The organism is Kitasatospora sp. HUAS MG31 (assembly GCF_040571325.1).
In the GTDB taxonomy this organism is placed as follows: Bacteria; Actinomycetota; Actinomycetes; order Streptomycetales; family Streptomycetaceae; genus Kitasatospora; species Kitasatospora camelliae.
The window spans coordinates 325,929-343,249 of sequence record NZ_CP159872.1 but is presented as its reverse complement, the minus strand read 5'-3'; the positions used below and the strand labels follow the sequence as shown (position 1 = coordinate 343,249).

General features: G+C 72.6%; 16 protein-coding genes. 6 read left to right on the top strand and 10 right to left on the bottom strand.

Going from position 1 to position 17,321, the window contains the following annotated elements:
- Positions 1–25 precede the first annotated feature (25 nt).
- The gene (locus ABWK59_RS01605) at positions 26–1,024 is read right to left on the bottom strand and encodes a haloacid dehalogenase-like hydrolase (protein WP_354637417.1); all 999 of its coding nucleotides are present in this window, start codon (positions 1,022–1,024) and stop codon (positions 26–28) included.
- A gap of 131 nt (positions 1,025–1,155) precedes the next feature.
- Positions 1,156–1,539, bottom strand: coding sequence for a phosphotransferase (locus tag ABWK59_RS01600; RefSeq protein ID WP_354637416.1), 384 nt, complete (start codon positions 1,537–1,539; stop codon positions 1,156–1,158).
- A gap of 195 nt (positions 1,540–1,734) precedes the next feature.
- Here ABWK59_RS01600 and ABWK59_RS01595 point away from each other — a divergent pair, with 195 nt between their 5' ends.
- Positions 1,735–2,400 carry a recombinase family protein gene (locus ABWK59_RS01595; RefSeq protein ID WP_354637415.1) on the top strand — a complete coding sequence of 222 codons (666 nt, stop codon included), beginning with the start codon at positions 1,735–1,737 and terminating at the stop codon, positions 2,398–2,400.
- A 103-nt stretch (positions 2,401–2,503) separates the two neighbouring features.
- Here the strand turns inward: ABWK59_RS01595 and heR are convergent, their stop codons facing one another.
- The 3 genes from heR to ABWK59_RS01580 form a co-directional block, all read right to left on the bottom strand.
- Positions 2,504–3,286 carry a heliorhodopsin HeR gene (gene heR, locus ABWK59_RS01590; protein WP_354637414.1) on the bottom strand — a complete coding sequence of 261 codons (783 nt, stop codon included), beginning with the start codon at positions 3,284–3,286 and terminating at the stop codon, positions 2,504–2,506.
- Between the two features lie 623 nt (positions 3,287–3,909).
- Positions 3,910–4,941: a TerC family protein gene (locus tag ABWK59_RS01585; RefSeq protein ID WP_354637413.1), complete on the bottom strand. Its 1,032-nt coding sequence runs from the start codon at positions 4,939–4,941 to the stop codon at positions 3,910–3,912.
- A 45-nt stretch (positions 4,942–4,986) separates the two neighbouring features.
- A complete protein-coding gene (locus tag ABWK59_RS01580; protein WP_354637412.1) occupies positions 4,987–5,496 on the bottom strand; it encodes a universal stress protein in 510 nt (169 codons plus the stop codon).
- Between the two features lie 149 nt (positions 5,497–5,645).
- Between ABWK59_RS01580 and ABWK59_RS01575 the strand changes: the two genes are divergently transcribed.
- The 5 genes from ABWK59_RS01575 to ABWK59_RS01555 all read left to right on the top strand — a co-directional run bounded on the left by ABWK59_RS01575 (position 5,646) and on the right by ABWK59_RS01555 (position 11,883).
- Positions 5,646–5,993: a helix-turn-helix transcriptional regulator gene (locus ABWK59_RS01575; protein WP_354637411.1), complete on the top strand. Its 348-nt coding sequence runs from the start codon at positions 5,646–5,648 to the stop codon at positions 5,991–5,993.
- Positions 5,994–6,999: 1,006 nt separating this feature from the next.
- The gene (locus tag ABWK59_RS01570) at positions 7,000–8,985 is read left to right on the top strand and encodes a LodA/GoxA family CTQ-dependent oxidase (protein WP_354637410.1); all 1,986 of its coding nucleotides are present in this window, start codon (positions 7,000–7,002) and stop codon (positions 8,983–8,985) included.
- Positions 8,982–10,184, top strand: coding sequence for a tryptophan 7-halogenase (locus ABWK59_RS01565; protein ID WP_354637409.1), 1,203 nt, complete (start codon positions 8,982–8,984; stop codon positions 10,182–10,184). Before ABWK59_RS01570 ends, ABWK59_RS01565 begins: the two co-directional genes overlap by 4 nt.
- Entirely contained in the window at positions 10,181–10,900 is a 720-nt protein-coding gene (locus tag ABWK59_RS01560) for a hypothetical protein (protein WP_354637408.1), read from the top strand. The genes ABWK59_RS01565 and ABWK59_RS01560 overlap by 4 nt, the downstream gene beginning before the upstream one ends.
- Before the next feature lie 326 nt (positions 10,901–11,226).
- Positions 11,227–11,883, top strand: a complete 657-nt coding sequence (locus ABWK59_RS01555) for a phosphatase PAP2 family protein (RefSeq protein ID WP_354644797.1) — start codon at positions 11,227–11,229, stop codon at positions 11,881–11,883.
- 7 nt (positions 11,884–11,890) lie between these two features.
- Here ABWK59_RS01555 and ABWK59_RS01550 read toward each other — a convergent pair whose 3' ends face one another.
- Genes ABWK59_RS01550 through ABWK59_RS01530 form a run of 5 tightly spaced genes read right to left on the bottom strand, consistent with a single transcriptional unit; the run spans position 11,891 to position 17,282 of the window.
- Positions 11,891–13,219 carry a glutamate-1-semialdehyde 2,1-aminomutase gene (locus ABWK59_RS01550; RefSeq protein WP_354637407.1) on the bottom strand — a complete coding sequence of 443 codons (1,329 nt, stop codon included), beginning with the start codon at positions 13,217–13,219 and terminating at the stop codon, positions 11,891–11,893.
- Positions 13,220–13,226: 7 nt separating this feature from the next.
- On the bottom strand, positions 13,227–13,778 hold the full coding sequence (locus ABWK59_RS01545; RefSeq protein WP_354637406.1) for a dTDP-4-dehydrorhamnose 3,5-epimerase family protein: 552 nt from the start codon (positions 13,776–13,778) through the stop codon (positions 13,227–13,229).
- Complete coding sequence (locus ABWK59_RS01540) at positions 13,775–15,043, bottom strand: polysaccharide pyruvyl transferase family protein (RefSeq protein ID WP_354637405.1); 1,269 nt, start codon at positions 15,041–15,043, stop codon at positions 13,775–13,777. The genes ABWK59_RS01545 and ABWK59_RS01540 overlap by 4 nt, the downstream gene beginning before the upstream one ends.
- Complete coding sequence (locus tag ABWK59_RS01535) at positions 15,040–15,987, bottom strand: glycosyltransferase family 2 protein (RefSeq protein ID WP_354637404.1); 948 nt, start codon at positions 15,985–15,987, stop codon at positions 15,040–15,042. The genes ABWK59_RS01540 and ABWK59_RS01535 overlap by 4 nt, the downstream gene beginning before the upstream one ends.
- Positions 15,984–17,282 (bottom strand): hypothetical protein, encoded by a 1,299-nt coding sequence (locus ABWK59_RS01530; RefSeq protein WP_354637403.1) that lies wholly within the window; start codon positions 17,280–17,282, stop codon positions 15,984–15,986. Before ABWK59_RS01530 ends, ABWK59_RS01535 begins: the two co-directional genes overlap by 4 nt.
- Positions 17,283–17,321 lie beyond the last annotated feature (39 nt).

Here is a 17,321-nt window from a genome sequence, read left to right as displayed (position 1 = left end):
CCTCGGCCGTCCACCTGGCGTAGGTTCAGTGCACCGTGTCCACCTGATCGGGGATCACGGTTCCGTCGGTGTCGAGGACGGGCGAGGTGGAACCGTCCCCGTTGACGTAGCCGGTGGTGGAGCAGGGGTAGGGCGAGGCCTTGGCCGCCTTGGGCTCGATGAACATCGGGTTGACGAGCCATTTGGTGTCACTGTTGCGGTACGAGCGGCACATGAGTTCGGTCTTGTTGCGGTTGAGGACGAGGCGGAGCGCGGTCGCGTCGCCGACGAAGGTGACGTCGGTGTCGGAGTCGCCGGCGCTGAACACCTGCCGCTTCGGGGCCGGTTGCTGGTTGAACGCCGTCGCCGGGGGTGCGCCGAGGATCTCCTGGTTGATGAAGCAGCGCTTCCCGTCGACGTAGGTGATGACGGAGTCGTCGTCCGCGCCGCCGCAGGATTCGAGGTGGGGGGTGAACCGGCCGGCCTTGACCTTGTTGCGGATGCCGATCACATGGTCGGCGTGGATGCCCAGACTCGCGGCCCACACCTGGACGACGGGCTGCGGTGACGCCGAGACGACGTACACGTCGAAGCGCGCCCGGCGGAGCGTGGCGATGAGGTCGCGCTGCTGGTCGTAGTAGCGGACCCAGCCGGTCACCCGGCGGGTGCCGACGGTCTGGGTGGTGCCCTGGGGCGCCGCCAGGTTCTCGGCGCGGGCCTTCGCGGCGAACCCCTTGACCTCGGCGGCGCTGTACCCGGCGAGCACCTGGGCGGCCCATGCGTAGCTCGGCTCCATGCGGCGGTGGTCGTGGCCGTCGAAGGCCGCCTTGCCTCCCGTGGTGGTGCCGTCGCTGTACACCGCGAGGATCTCGTCGGCGCAGGCGGTGTTCGTGCTGGTGGTCAGTGGCTGCCCGGCCGGGGTGCCGACGCCGCACGCGGACTTCAGCGCGGCCGCGGCGGGGGCGGTGAGGTAGCGGCTGGTGGTCGACCAGTCCTGGCCGGCCGGCGCTCCCCGACCTCGACCTTGCCGCCGGGGATCGTCCACGCCGGCGTCGTGCTCCAACTGTCCGTCGCGTAGTGGATCGTCGCGATCCGGCCCTGGGCCCGGTCGTGGGCGATCACGGCCACGGCTTGGCGAAGGTTTCCACGGTGCTACCTCCGAGGGTGATGGGGCTGTCAGGTGGTCGCCGCGGGACGGCGGAGCTGCTCCAGGACGGTGCGGGCGTAGCCGACGATCTCCTCGTCGTGGTGGTGGTCGAGGGCCCAGCGCAGGGCGGCGGGGCAGTCGATCGCCGCCCAGGCCCGGCATGCCGTCCACTCGTCGGCGGTGAGGTCGCGCCCGTAGCCGGCGAGGAACGCCGCATGGAGGTCAGGCCGGTGCGGGGTGAGCTGGAGCACGACCCGCATCAGGTCGCGGCGCACCGGCTCCTCGACCTGGCTGCGCTCGAAGTCGATGACGCCCACGGCCAGGCCGTGGCCCGACAGCTTCCGGACGAGCCAGTTCCTCGGCCCGAAGTCGCCGTGGCACTGCGCGAGAGCGGTGTCGGCCTCGGGGATCAAGGGGGCCGTGGTTATCGGTGAGATTGATCTCGGGTTTGCGGTGGTTGCACAGCCTGGCGACCGTCAGAAAACCATCGTTTCCTGAAGAGCGCCGGAAGGGTCGCCCGACGGCCCCTCAGACCCTTCAAAAAACTTATTCAAAAACCCACGTTATTCAACAACCTCGGGACACCGTTTTCTGACAGAATCCGGGGCGTGAGCACCTCCTTCGAGCCAGACTCGCTCGACCTCCTGGTCGCCGAACCCGCCCACCGGACCGAGATCCTCATCGGCTACGCCCGGGTCTCCACCGGCGGGCAGAAGCTCGACCGCCAGATCGACGCCCTCACCGCCGCCGGCTGCCGGCGCATCTTCGCCGACAAGCAGTCCGGCAAGGACGAGCTCCGTCCGGAGCTCAAGGCGTGCCACGCCTTCCTGCAGTCCGGCGACACCTTGGTGGTCCCGTCGCTGGACCGCTACGGCCGCTCGCTCAAGGACCTGGTGAACATGGTCGGCGAGCTCCGACGCCGCGAGGTCGGATTCTGCTCGCTGCACGAGCGCCTGGACACCACCACGCCCGGTGGCCGGCTCGTCTTCCACGTCTTCGCCGCGCTCGCGGAATTCATCCGGGAGCTGATCGTCTCCGGCACCCGGGAGGGCCTGGACGCCGCCCGCGCCCGAGGCCGGGTCGGCGGACGCCCCACCGTCGCCACCGCCGAGATCATCCGGGCCGCCCGCGACATGCTGCCCAACCCGGAGAACTCGATCACCTCGATCGCCAAGATCCTCGGCGTCAGCCCCGGCACCCTCTACAACCACATCCCCGACCTACAGGAACTCCGCACCTCCGGCCGCATCCCGGGGCAGCTCACCACCGGCTGACCGCTCCCGCTACTGGCCGTTCCGATCCCATCCCAGAGGCCGATGACGCCAAGGGTGAGAGCGGATGGGCAGCTTGCCGACGGGGGTTTCGGACAGAAGAGGTTCAGTCAGCCAGCGAGCCGGCGAAGATCTGCCACGCCAGGAGTGACTTCGCCACGAGGCTGAGGACCAGGTAGGCCTTTTCGCCGTATGCGTAGTCGGACCACCGGCCGACTCCGCGGTACTGGAGCCACTGGTTGAGACCGAAGCTGAAGAAGAGGGCGGCCTGGACGAGAACGATTCCGTACACGAAGCCGGGGACGGCCTCGGCCGCGACGGTGTTATACGCGATCGAGACCCACGGCGTGACGCCGACCAGCGTCCCGAACCAGAACGGCAGCATCGTGGTCCTCGCCCGCCCCGGCGGGTTCATCACCTCCTCGAGCCAGCCGAAGAGAATCATCCCGACGTTGGCGCCGACGACGGCGATGACGGCATTGAGGCCGGTAATGCCCGAGTAGAAGCCGATGAGGAGCACCATCAGGGTCGCGCTCAACGCATACTCCAGCCACCGGAAACGGTTGATGCCGCGTCTGAGGTCGCGTTCGTAGATGCCGCGGCACACCGTCGCCGTCAGCAGGTGGTCCACGGCCGCGAGGGCGAGGAAGACGGCGACGGCCCAGCCGATCGGCACGTCGAACAATGCTTCCGGGGCGGGCGCTGCCGTTCCCGGTGGCCCCTCGGGAACGGAGGAGGTGACGGTGATCGAGAAGCTTCCGGCGAGCAGGACGATGGCCATGGCTTGGAGCAGGTGCAGCAGTGTGAGCCCCAGGTTCCACCTGCGGAGCCCGGCGAGACGCTCGGTGGTGACGCCAGTGGCCACCGATGTGCCGTCCTCTCGCTTCACAGGTCCTCCCCCGTGGCTGGTGCCGAGGTACGTCAGCATGGTCGTACCGGTCGGCCGGGAATCACGGCAGTCACGCCACCGCCCCGCCGGAAAGTCGCCCGAGTGGCGCCCGGGGATCCGCCGTACCCGCTGGTCTCCGGGACGCCCCCCGAGCTCTCCCCAGGGACGGTGTGGCTGGGGTTGCGCAACGACCACAGCGGCTCGCTGTGCTGGGGCACCGCCCGCAGAACAGTCCCCCAGGGCGCGGGCGGGTAGGCCGCGATAGGGGTTGGTGCGGGTGGGGAACAGGACGATGGCATTGCGGTGGTGATCGGCTCCGGCGAGGGACTCGGCGTGAGGTGCGAGAACGGCACCCGCCTGGTGGGTGATATGCCGGTGGCGGGCGAACTGTGGTAGGGCGTTGACGCTGAAGCCGTCGGAGCGGAAGTCGACCGCGCAGGTAGGTGGGTATCTGTGCGGGGGCCTGCCCGGCACACTCGGCCCCGTCCCGGTCGGCGCGGGCGCCGGTCAGGACGGCCAGGATGCCGCCGCGCTCCTGGCCGGGGAGCGTGCAGGTGTGAACCATGGCGGTGCCGGTCTCGGCGAGCTGGACGTCCGAGGGGTGCGACCGGGGGCAAAGGTGATCACGAGGGGGGTCCTTCCTTAAGGTGCGAAGGAGCGGAGGATGTGGAGCCGGGTTCGCCGTCCGGGGCGGGCTCGGCGCGGTCAGGGGTGCTGGCGCCGTCCTGGTCGCTGGTGGCGGCTAGCGACCAGGCGATGGAGATGGTGATGGTGGCGGCGATGACACCGAGGGTGAGGGGGATGGGCAGCTTGCCGACGGGGGTCTCGGACAGGATGAGCTTGACGCCGGCGAAGGCGAGCAGGACCGCGAGTCCGTAGTGCAGGTAGGCGAAGCGGCGCAGCAGTCCGGCGAGGCAGAAATAGAGGCTGCGCAGGCCCAGGACGGCGAAGGCGTTGGCGGTCCACACGATGAAGGTGTTGGTGGTGATCGCGAGGACGGCGGCGACGGAGTCGACGGCGAAGATCAGGTCGGTGGCTTCGACGGCGATCAGGACGACGAACAGCAGGGTGGCGATGCGTTTGCCGTTGATGCGCAGGAAGAACCTGTCGCCGTGGAAGCGGGGTTCGGTGGGGATGATCTTCTTGACCAGGCGGACGACGGGGTTGCGGTCGGGGTGGACTTCCTCGTCCTTGGAGAAGGCCATCTTCCAGCCGGTCCAGATCAGGAACGCGCCGAACAGGTAGGCGGTCCAGAAGAAGACCTGGAGCAGTTCGGCGCCGATGAAGATGAACACCAGCCGGGCCGCCAGCGCCCCGAGGACGCCCCAGAAGAGGACTTTGTGCTGGTAGGCGTCGGGAACGGCGAAGAAGGAGAAGACCAGCGCGAAGACGAAGACGTTGTCGATCGACAGCGCTTTTTCGATCAGGTAGCCGGCGTAGTAGGTGGAGGACACCTCCCCGCCCTGCCAGGCCCACAGGACGAGGCCGAAGCCGAGGCCGATGGCGATCCAGATCCCCGACCAGACGGCCGCTTCCTTGAAGCCGATCACGTGGTTGTCGCGGTGGGCGATCAGGTCCACGGCGAGCATCACCAGGATGCCGGCGCTGACCGCGGCCCACACCCACAGCGGGACGGCGAACGACAGGTCATTCATCGCGAAACGTTTCCTCTCCAGACATGGGGGCGGCAGGCAGGGGCACTACGACGAGGGCAGCAGGGGCGGCGCCCAGGCCGCAGGGGCGACGGTGTGGACGTGGAGGCCGCCGCGCAAGGCCGCGGCCTCGACCAGGGCGAAGGCGTCCAGCCCGGACGGACCGCTGCGGGCGGCCACCACATCACCGGCCTGGTGCCGGGCGGCCAGCGCCAGCAGCTCCCGGGCCGCCGCCAGCCGCGGGCTCTTGCCGGCGGGCAGGTGGAACACCTGGGGGATGTAGCCGACGTGGCGCGGACCGATGCGGGGCAGGACCCGGGCCAGCACGGCCCGCACCGGTGCGGAGGCCGGGCCCAGGCCACAGCGGGCGATGTGCGGCGGCATGACTGCGACCAGCAGCAGCGGCGCGCGGCGGGCCACCGCGATCCGGGCGGCCGCCTCGGTCACCACCACATCGTCCAGGCGGTCGGTCAGCACCGCCGCCACCGGCTGGACCAGGCCCGCCCGAGCGGGCCGATGGATGCCGGAATGCGCGGGGTGGGAGAGCAGTCGGGTCATGGCTACTGCCCGCCTTCCATGGAGGAGGAATCCCCTCCAGCGTCACCCCACCACCCGAAACGCGTCAACAGTTACGCGAAAATAGTTTCGCCAATAGAGCTTCGCAAGAGGGGATGGACATGCGAAACCTGGTTCGCATAATGGGAGGTATGACCACCTCCCCGCGCAGCGACCAGTGGACGTTCCTGACCAACCATGCCCGCGTCCTGCTGCACATCGCCCGCGACCCCGAGGTCCGACTGCGCGACGTCGCCGCCCACATCGGCATCACCGAACGCGCGGTCCAGATCATCGTCGCCGACCTGGAAGCCGCGGGTTACCTGACCCGGACCCGGGTCGGCCGCCGCAACCACTACACCATCGACCCCACCGTCGCCCTGCGCCACCACACCGAGGCAGACCACCCCGTCGGCGACCTCCTCAGCGCCTTCCTCCACCGCGAACAGCCCACACCCACCGGCACCACCGCCGAACCCGATACGGCCACCGAAACATGAGCGGGCAGCCGGTGCCGCCCTCAGCACACGAGATCATCACCGGGGGTCACACGGGCGCTGGGGTCGATGACGAAGATTTCATCGGAGGGCGTCGCCGGAGCCGACCGCTCAAATCGGACCCGGCGACACCGGGCATCTGACCCGGGCCACACGGCCCAAACCGGACGTGGCGCGAGGGGTGTCTTCGTCCGGGGCCTTGTGCGGGGCCACTCGCTCCTCGGTGTACTCGGCGTCGGCCTCCGCCGCCGGGTCGCGCAGGGGCCGCAGCCGGCCGCCGGCCGGGCCGGGAGGCGCGGAAGCTGTAGCGGCCCAGCACGTTGAGGTTGGCGTGCCGGAGCGGGGAGAGCCGGGCGACGTCCTCGTCCAGGCGGGGTGTTTTCGAGCACCCCCGAGCACCCCGGAGGAGCCGCCCAAGCCGTCTCCGGTGGCTCGCCGAGGAGGTGGGCGGGTGCCGGAGCCCAGTGCGCAGGCGGCGAGAGCGCGTTCGAGTGCGGTTGCCGGGTCGGGTACGGGGCGGTCGCGGACGCCGGGGTCGGGGAGGGGGCCGCGAAGGGCGTAGCCGTCGTGGGATTTACCCGATCGGGTGGTCGGGTGCGGCGTGAGGTTTCCGGCGGCCCGTGCCTCTGGAGCCGGGGTGGTGCACCCGGACCCCGGCCGCAGGCCGCCGGTCCCGTGGACCGCCATCCGGCCCCTTCGGGGTCACCCCGGCCGTACCCGGTTCACCCGGTCGCCTGGTGGCCCGCCGTGACCGGCCTCGGCGTCGTTCCCCTCGTCAACCGGGCTGCGCGCCACCGGCCCCTCCGGGTTGAGCACATGAACAATCCCGTTATCCCAGTGGTGGGTCGTACTCGATCTGTCAGTCTGGGTGCACACCGTCAGGTGTTCCCCGGTGGTCGGCTGCGGTTCGTGACCCGGCCTGCCGTCCCACGCACGGTCGCCCGGCCGCCTTCCGCCACCGTCCGACGAACCTCCGACCTCCACCCCTTCGGAAGGACCGCGCGCCCCCATGACCGACGACATCGCCTACGCCAAGATCCATCCCGCGATCGGACTGGCCCGGGTGGGCAACAGCACCCGGGCCGACGGCTGGTTCCACGGCCCCGAGACGCCCGACCCGGAACCCACCCCTCCCGGCTTCCTCAAGGACGACACCGGCGCCTTCAAACGCCAGGCGGCACGCTTCCGGATCTACGGCTACGACAGCGCCGGCCACGTGGTGCGCGAACTCAAGGCCACCGACCCGGGCGTGGAGATCGAGTGGAGCGTGCACGTCGCCAACCAGAAGGCCGCCTGGTACGAGTTCAGCCTCGCCCTCGACATCCCCGACATGCACGGCCGCAGCACACCCCTGCGCAACAAGGGGATCGACCGCCGCAAGCTCGTCATCGACCCCGGCCGCAAGACCCTGCGCGCCGGCTCGGACCAGAGCGTGGAGTTCACCGGCGGCACCTTCCAGGACATCCCCGTCCCGCTCGGCCGGATGCACACCGACGAGGCCGGCCGCCTCGTCGTCCTCGGCGGCGCGGGCCACTCCGGCGCGAAGAACAACGAGGAACTGCACTCCTTCGGCAACAACGACGGCTGGTACGACGACACCTCCGACGGACCGGTCACCGCCACGCTCACCCTGGGCGGCCGGCCCGTCGAGGTCAAACCCGCCTGGGTCGTGGTGGCCCCGCCCAACTACGCCCCGGACGTCAAGACCCCGCGCACCCTCTACGACCTGCTGCTCGACGTCTTCGTCACCAAGGGCGACCTGCCCAAGCCCGCCGTGGTCTCCTTCGACCGCGACATCAAGCCCCTCCTGCAGCGCTTCAGCGACCTGCAGTGGGTCAACAAGGGCTTCGCCACCCACTTCGGGTTCGGCGGCCCGGAGGACTTCAACGCCGCCGAACTGCTGCGACGCCTGGCCAAGCCCGGCGACACCTTCCGCGAGCTGCGGCGCCAGGTGTACACGGCCATGCGCAACTACGAACGGGACGGGCTGGCGCCGATGACCTGGCCCTGGTTCTACGGCGACGGCATGTCGAGCCGTCCCAGCTCGCCGCTGCAGTACATGACGCTGTCGGACCTCCAGCTGGACCTGCTGCTCCGGTGGTCCGAGGGCGGGTTCGACACCCACCCGTGGCCCGGCTTCCCACGCCGCCTGGAGGACGCGCCGGTCGCCGAGCAGCCCGCGCTGCTCGACCGCGCCGCCCTCGACTTCTGCCTCGCCGACGCCCTCCACCCCGGCTGCGAGGTGACCTGGCCGATCCGTCACGCGACGATGTTCGCCGAACCGTTCCGGATCCTGCACCGCCCCGAGGGCCAGCAGGAGCCCGACTACGGAGCCGAACTCACCCCCGAGCAGGCGCTGGCCGACGACGGTCCCCTGCACGCCCAGGGCCCCGGCGGGCTCACCCGCTGGATGGCCGTCCCGTGGCAGACCGACACGGCCAGCTGCCGCTCCGGCTACGAGTCCACCTCGGGCCTCGGGCCCCGGTACGACCCCCACCTGCCGACCTTCTGGCCCGCCCGGGTGCCCAACCACGTCCTCACCGAACGCGACTTCCGGATCGTCAACAAGGAGGGAGGCCTGACGCCCACCGAGGACGAGCGCGAGGCCGCGTTCGCCAACCGGGCCTCCTGGCTGCGGGGCCTGAACGGGACCTACAAGGAGCAGCTCAAGCAGGCCGCCACCGAATGGCACCACTTCGGCGTCGTGGAGAAGCGCCGCTACACCGTGGGCGACGGCAGGTACCCGCAGGACGTCCAGGTGGAATCCGTCCCCGGCTTCCCGCTGGAAGGGGTGCCGGACGACCGCAACCTGATCACCCTCCACGTGCCGCAGGCCACCGCAGCCGACGCGGCCGCCCAGGTCTCGGCCCTGTCGAGCTACGCCCAGGACATGGGCTACACCACGGACCAGGTCACCGTCGGCTACATCGACAAGCTCGACCCCTTCGGCGAGGACGCCCACAACGGATCGGGCCGCCACGGGGAATCCCCGTGACGGTGGACCCCACCCGCCGCACCGCGGCCACCGCGTCGAGCTACGACGTGGTGGTCGCGGGCGGTGGCCCGTCCGGTGCGGCCGCCGCGGCGGCGCTCGCCCGGGCCGGCCGCACCGTCCTGCTCGCCGACGCCGCCACCGGACCGCCGTCCCTCGGCGAGGCGCTCCCCGCCGCCGCCCGGGTCCTGCTGCGCGACCTCGGCGCCGGGGACCTGCCCGGGCGTCACCACCTGCCCTGCTACGCCCACCTGTCGGCCTGGGGCTCGGCGGAACTCGCCACCCAGGACAGCATCCTCGACCCCCACGGCCACGGCTGGCACCTCGACCGCGCACGCTTCGACCGCGAGCTGCGCGACCATGCGCGCCGCTCCGGCGCGGAGGTGGCCGAGCACACCGTGGTCCGCCCGGTCGGCCGGAGCGGCGGCGGCACCTGGACGGTCGAGCTGCGCGGCCGCCACGGCAGTTCCGGGCGCGAGGCCGTGCGCTGTCGCTGGCTCGTCGACGCCACGGGCCGCCGGGCGGGTCTGGCCACCGCGGCGGGGGCCCGGCGGGTGGTCCACGACCGGCTCGTCGCGCTCTGCCTCACCCTGCCCGCACCGGACGGGCCCGCGACGGACGGCTCGACCCTGGTGGAGGCCGTGCCCGACGGCTGGTGGTACACCGCGCTGCTGCCGGGCGGCCGCCGCCTGCTCGCCCGGTACACCGACGCGGACCTGCCGGGCGCCCGGGCGGGAGGCGTGGAGCCCGTCCCCGGCCTGGCCGGCACCCGGCACACCGCCCTCCGGGCGGCCGCGCACCCGTGGCCGGACGACCCCGTCGTCAGGCGCGCACCCGCCCACACCGCCCGCCTGGACGCCGTCACCGGCGACGGCTGGACCGCGGTCGGCGACGCCGCCGCCGCGTTCGACCCGCTCTCCTCCCAGGGCGTCCTCACCGCCCTGTTCACCGGCCTGAGGGCCGGCGAGGCCCTCCACGACCACCTCGGCGGCGACCGGACGGCCCTCGCCGGGTACGCCGCCGAGCTCGACACCGTCACCGCCGTCCACCTGCGCAACCGGCACGCCTACTACTCCCTCGAAGGCCGGTGGCCCCGGCACCCCTTCTGGCGCCGCCGCCACACCGCCGGGGCGACCCGCCCCGACGGCGGCCGGGCGAGCACCGCACCCGTTCCCCTCACATCCCCAGGAGTACCCGCATGACCAGCACCGACGTCACCTCCGCCGCCGACACCGACGCCCCCCGGCACGGCCACCGGTTCCTGCTCATCGGCACCGGCACGGTCTTCGCCTACCACCTCGCGCTCTACTTCGTGCCGATCCACGCCTTCCAGATGATCAACAAGTTCGGCCTGGACCCCCACCTGCGCCAGACCTACCTCGACGACCTCGCCCAGCACCAGGACCAGCAGGTGTACTACTCCCTGTTCACGGAGGGGCACTGGCCCCTCCAGGAGATCGTCGACGGCACCCGTACCTCACTGCCGGTCGAACTGGAGCGGGTGACCGTCGACAGCGCCGGGAAGCGCACCTTCACCAAGATCCTCGACGAGACCACCGCCACCTGCCGCAAGGAGGACGTCGTCCACTACCAGCCGCTCGACGCCACCGGCTACCCCGACTACCTCACCTACCTCGCCTTCGGCCAGGGCCCCGAGGTCCACCTGGCCCACCAGCTCGCCGCTCCCAAGAACTGGGACGAGGTCATCACCACCACGCAGCCCAGTGGCTTCGTACAGAGCGACCTGGACCACGCCACCGCCGTCACCATCCCCAGCATCAAGGACCCCAAGAACGTCGTCGACACGAGCCCCCTCACCAAGGGCCAGTCCTACGAGGGCCAGATCGGCAGCCGAAAGGTCACCTTCACCGTGGGACGCCAGGGGTGGTGGAACAACACCAGCCTCAACGACCAGTAAGAACGGTCGGTTTGAGTCGCGCCGCACACCGACGGGCCGCCCCGGAGCGACACCGGGCCGGCCCGTCGGCCGCCTGCCGCACCGGGGAAACCGGTCGAGCGGACCCGCGGTTCCGCCGTACGCCAGTAGCATGGATCCGGCTTCGGGAACGCGACGAAGTAGAGTGCGGCTGTGGATCCCTGACTGTCCGTCAGAGAAGTGCTGCGACCGGATCGTCGGGCAGGCCGGGTGCGGGGGTGGGTCGGACACGGGGGGCTCGCGTGGGATCGTCAGGCCGGCCGGCGGCCGTGGTGCTGCACCCGTCGCTGAGCGGGTGGCTCGGGACGATGGCGGCCCTCGCCGGGACGGTGGTCGTCCTGCTCGGGATCCGGTACGCCGGCGCGGGCGAGCCAGGCGTGCTGGACACGCGGATCCAAGCCGGGGTGGAGGGGGTGGGGCCGCCGTGGCGGTCCCTCGCCCTGGCCATGGACTTCCTGGGGGAGCCGGTGGGAGCCGCGACGCTGGTCGGGGTCATGGTGGCGGGCTGCCTGCTGCTCCGGCGTCCGCGCGGAGCGGTGTTCCTCGTGGCCGGCGTCGGCCTGGCCGTGGGGGCGGCGACGGTGCTCAAGCACCTGGTGGGACGCACCATCCACGACGGACACCTGTCCTACCCGAGCGGGCACACCGCCTTCCTGACCGCGCTCGCCCTCACGGTGGCGATGCTCGCGACCCACCGCCGAGGCCGGGAGGGGCTGCCCGGCCCCGGCCTCGGCAGGACGGCCGGTGCCGTGATCGTGCTCACCGCCGCGCTGGTGGCCGGCGCCGCCATGGGCTGGGCGCAGGTCGCGCTGGGCGCGCACTACCCGACCGACGTCCTCGGCGGGTGGTGCACCGCGCTGGCGGTGATCCCGGCGACCGCGTGGCTGGTCGACCGGACGGCCGACCGGCTGGCCGACCGGCGAGCCGACCAGCCGGCCGACGTCGGTCGGCTGGAGGGCCGCTGACGCGACGTCACGCCAGGCGGCGGAACACGGGCTTGACCGGCCGCCCGCCCAGCCAGGGAGTGGGGTCGGCGGCGTCCAGGGCCTTCCGGTACACGACGCAGGCCCGGGCCACCACCTCGACGGTGTGGTCGATGTCGGCGTCGTCGAGCGCGCTGCTCACCACGAACGACGGCGCCAGCACTCCGCCCGCGAGGAGCCGGCGCAGGAACAGGGTGCGGTACCGCTGCGACGGCCGCCCGTTCTCGTCGAGGGTGGCGAAGACCAGGTTGCTGGCCCGGCCCCGGACGAGGAGGTGGTCGCCGACGCCCGCGGACGCGGCGGCCTCGCGGACGCCGGCGGCCAACCGCTCGCCGAGGGCGTGCAGTCGAGCGGTGATGCCCTCCTCGGTGTAGGTGGCCTGGACAGCCATCGCGGCGGCCAGCGCGTGCGTCTCCGCACCGTGCGTGGTGGACAGCAGGAACACCCGGTCGCCGGAGTGCCGCAGCCCGCCCCGCTCCATCAGGTCGCGGCGCCCGGCCAGCGCGGAGACGGCGAACCCGTTGCCCAGGGCCTTGCCGAAGGTGGACAGGTCGGGGAGGACGCCGTAAAGGCCCTGGGCGCCCGCCTCGGACCAGCGGAAGCCGGTGATCATCTCATCGAAGACCAGGACGCAGCCGTGCCGGTCGGCCAGCGCTCGCAGGCCGGCGAGGTAGCCGGGCGGTGGCTCGGTGGGGCCGGCGGCGGGTTCGAGGATCAGGCAGGCGACCTCGTCGCGGTACCGGGTGAGCAGCTCCTCCGTGGCGGCCAGGTCCCCGTAGGGGAAGGCGAGAGTGAGCTCGGTGGTCGCGGCCGGGATACCGGCGGACATCGGCGTGGTGCCGATGAACCAGTCGTCGACGGAGAAGAACGGATGGTCGCCGCAGACGGCCACCCGCGGGCGCCCGGTGGCGGCGCGGGCGAGCCGCACCGCGGCGGTGGTCGCGTCGGAGCCGTTCTTCGCGAACTTCACCATCTCGGCGGTCGGCACGGTGGCCAGGAAGCGTTCCGCGGCCTCGACCTCCACGATCGACGGCCGGACGAAGTTGCTCCCCCGGTCGAGTTCCCGCCGTACCGCCTCGACCACGCGGGGGTGGGCGTGGCCGAGGCTGACCGACCGCAGGCCGGAGCCGTACTCGACGTAGCGGTTGCCGTCGACGTCCCACACGTGGGCACCGCGGCCGTGGCTGATGACCGGGGCCAGGTCCTCGGGGTACTGGTCGTCGCCCTTGGCGTAGGTGTGCGCGCCCCCGGGGATCAGGGCGTGCAGCCGCTCGTTCGCCGTCCGCGACCGGGGCAGGATGAACTCCTCCGTGTCCACGCTGACTTCAGCTCTCCTTCTGCTTGAGGACCTCGGCGAGGCTCGGTGCCTCGATGTCCCGCCGGGACATCGAGGTGACCGGCAGCGGCCAGGGGATGTCGAGCTCGGGGTCGTCGTAGGCGATCGTCACGTCCTCGGCCGGATCGTGCGGACGGTCGATCCGGTACGAGACGTCGGCGGTGTCGGTCAACGCCTGGAAGCCGTGCGCGCACCCCGCCGGGACGTAGACGGTGGCCTGGGTCTCGCCGGACAGTTCGAAGTAGGCCCGGCCGAGGTAGGTCGGTGAGTCGGGCCGCAGGTCCACGACGACGTCGAAGACCCGTCCGGACGAGCACCGCACCAGCTTGGCCTCGCCGGCGCCGGCGCGCAGGTGCAGGCCGCGCAGCACGCCCCCGACCGAGCGGGACAGGCTGTCCTGGACGAAGGCGTCCGGGTCGAGGCCCACCGAGCGGACCACCTCGGCGTCGAAGGTGCGGCAGAAGAAGCCGCGCTCGTCGGCGTACGGCGTCGGCTCGAACAGGTACGCGCCGGCGATCGCCGGGACTTCGGTCGCTTTCACGGGGCCTCCCGCAGGTCGTGGGCATGGTCAACGGTGTGGGCATGGGCGTGGTCAAGGGTGGGCGCGGCCGCCGGGAAGAGGGCCGCGGTCAGCGCGGTGAACTGCTGCTCGACCTGCCGGGCGGCGATCAGGTTCCGCTCGGCGAGGGTGCTGCGCAGCTCCGCCGAGTGCCGCTCCAGCGCCCGGAACTGGTGGAGCAGCCGGTCGGCGTCGACCTCGTGGGCCGGATGGCAGTACGCGCCCAGCCCCATCCGGTCCATGAGCGCCTCGCTCTTCGCCGCGTAGGTGAGGGCGAGGGTCGGGGTGCCGACCTTCAGCGCGCAGATCAGGTTGTGGTAGCGGGTCGCCACCACCGTGCGGGCAGCCGCGGTCTCCCGCATCAGGTCGGCGAGCGAGGTCACCTCGGCGGCGGTGACCAGCGGGGAGTCCACCGCGTCGAGGATCGCGTCGACCACCGGCGCGTCGACCCCGTCGCCGGTGAGCAGCCGGACGGGCCTGCCCTCCTCGACCAGCGCGCGGACGAAGCGGATCGTCTGGTCGAGGTAGCGCCGGTGGATCTCCTCGGCCCGGGCACGGTCGTCGTTGCCGCCGTGGAAGGCCATGACGCCGACGCAGACCGGGTCCGCCGGGCCCCGGGGCGCGGCCGCCGGCGGGGCCGGCAGGGAGAACGCGAGGTCCGGGTAGACCTCGTCGCGGGCGGTGTCCACGCCCATCGCCCGCATCGCGTCGCGGGACGGGGCGTCCCGGTACGACCGGTACGCGGCCAGCCGCGCCGACCAGCGCACCAGGACCCGGGTCGAGCGCTGCCGGATCCCGGCGGCGCCGACGCTGACCAGCGCGACCCGGGTGCCGAGCAGCCGGCCGCTCGCGCAGAGCAGGAACAGCGCGTACGGGAAGCCCCACGGCCGCAGCGGCAGGGTGGCCTCCAGGACGCCCATGCCCGGCACGATCACCACGTCGTGCCGGCGCACCCAGGCGGCGGTGCGGAAGGGGTCGAGGAGTTTGCCCAGGCCCTTCGCCGCGATGGCGCCCGCCCGCGACGCGGTCCGGTACTCCCCGCGGTACCAGTGCAGCCGGGTCGCGGGGATCGCGAACCGGGCCGTGACGGCCTCGGGCCCGCCGCACAGCGCGTCCACGACCGCCTCCGGGTGAGCGGCGCGGAGGTGGCCGAGCAGGGCTTCGAGCGACCCGTCGTTGCCGAGGTTGCCGGAGCCGAGCAGGCCGAACACCCCCACCCGCACCGGAGTTCCGTTCGCCGGGGTCATGTCCGCCTCCCCGCACGGCCGGCGACGAGGTCGTCGACGGAGACGGTGTTCAGGGCCGGGTCGACCGGGGCGCGGTCCTCGACCCGCTCGCCGGCGCCCGGCCGGACCCGGCTGGCCCCCCACGCGGCCAGGTGGCGGTAGCACGCGCGCCGGTCGGCCGCGGACAGCGGCGTCCGCCGGATCGCCGAGACGAAGCCGTGGACGTACTCGGCGAGCAGCCGGGGCGTCGGGTGCAGCGCCCCCGCCCGGCGTGGGTCCAGGTTGACGCACCGGGAGCGCTTGGAGGGGTTCGCCCGCTCGGCGCGGGCGGGGTGGTCGCGGCGGAAGTACAGCAGCTCCGGCACCTGGTGGAAGGGCCCCTGCAGGGCGATCTCGGCGACGAACGTCCGGTCCGCGTGGTGGTAGCTGTCGAGCGGCCTCACCCGGCGCAGCACGTCGGCCCGCAGGACACCGTAGAAGTCGTCGCCACCGGGCTCGAACAGCAGGCTGCGGAAGCGCTCCGGCGCGTGCGGGGAGTCGGTGGCGAGCCCGTACGCGTAGGGGACCTTCACCCGGCCGTCGCCGTCGATGACCGCCTGGCCGGTGTGCGCGAGGATCACCTCCGGCCGCTCGTCCAGCGCCTCCACACAGCGCCGCAGCAGGTCCCGGCCGTACAGGTCGTCGTGCGAGGCCCACTTGAACAGTTCGCCGCGGCACTCGGCGAACACCCGGTTGTGGTTGGGCGTGGCACCGATGTTGCGGGGCAGCCGGAGGTAGCGGATGCGCGGGTCCTTCGCGGCGTACTCACGGCAGATCCCCTCGGTCCCGTCGGTCGAGGCGTTGTCGGAGACGATCAGCTCGAAGTCCTCGTAGGTCTGGCCGAGCAGGGCGTCGAGCGACTCGGCCAGGTACTCCTCGCCGTTGTACACGGGCAGGCCGATGCTCAGTCTGGGTCGGGCGGTCATGGCGTCCTCACTTCGGGGATGGGGTTCCGGCCGTGCTCGCGCAGGGCGGACCGCAGCTGCAGCCACCACACGGCCGAGCTGCTGAGGGTGGCGGCGGCGACGCCCCAGGCCGAGCCGACCGTGCCGGCCAGGGCCGCCCCGCCGAGCCCGCCGCCGGCGTAGCAGGCGGAGGCGAACAGTTGGCAGCGCAGGCTGCGCCGGGCCGCGCCGAGCGCCCGCAGCCCGGCCGCCGCGCCGGTGCCGAGGCCGGCGCCCGCGACGCCGAGGGTGACCGGCACGATGAGCTGGGCGGCGGAGGGCCAGACGCCGCCGAGCACCGCCGCACCGAGCCGGTCCGGTACCAGCAGCAGCGACCCGCCCCACACCAGCGCGGCGGCGGCCTGCCCGCCGCCGAGCAGCAGACAGAACGCGCCGAGCCGGTGCGGGGCCTGCCGCAGCACCCGCGCCGCCTCCGGGACGGTGACCAGCGACAGCCCCATCAGCACGGCCAGGAACGGGCCGAGCAGCAGCTCGGCGCCGCGCACCGCACCCACCGCGCCCACCCCGGCGATGGCGCCGAGCCCGTACGCCCGCAGCTGACTCGCGCCGCTGAGGCTGACGTTCTCGACGAGGTAGCGGTAGCCGAGATCGCGCTGCTCGCGGAGCCACCCGCGGGCCCCGGTCATCCGCGGCCGGATGCCGGACTGCAGGCAGCCGTACGCGGCGGCCACCGCCGCGGACGCGCCCCACGCGAGCACGAAGGCGGCCACGCTGCCCACCCGGGCCGCCACGACCATGGCCGGGACGAGCGCGACGCCCCAGACCAGGTCGTTGAGGAACGCCTTCCGCCCGGCGCCGGCGGCGAAGAACGAGAACCGCCAGGCGTCCTGGAGCAGCAGCCCCGGCAGCACGACGCCGAGGCAGGCGAACGCGGGCCCGACCCGGCCGCCGAGCCCGAGCCCGGCCAGCAGGCACACCGCGCCGATCACCGTGCCGACGCCGAGGGCGGTGCCCGAGGACCGGGCCACCGCCCCGCGCCAGGAGGCCTCCGGCACGCCGCTGAAGCGCACCACGAGCGGGTCGGTGGCCAGCCCGCGGGAGACGTTGAGCACCACGCCGTAGGTCACCCAGGCGAGGCTGAACACGCCGAACGCGGTCACCCCCAGCGAGCGGGCGACGTAGACGCCCACCGCGAAGTTGGACAGGCTGGAGGCCGCCTGGTCGGCCAGCCCCCAGGACAGCCGGCCGACGAGGGCCCGCCTGGCGGACCCGGCCGGTGCCGCCACCTCCGCCCCCTCGGCGGTCACCGGCGTCATGCGGTGATTCCCTCCTCGCTCGTCGCTCTCGGCACCGGC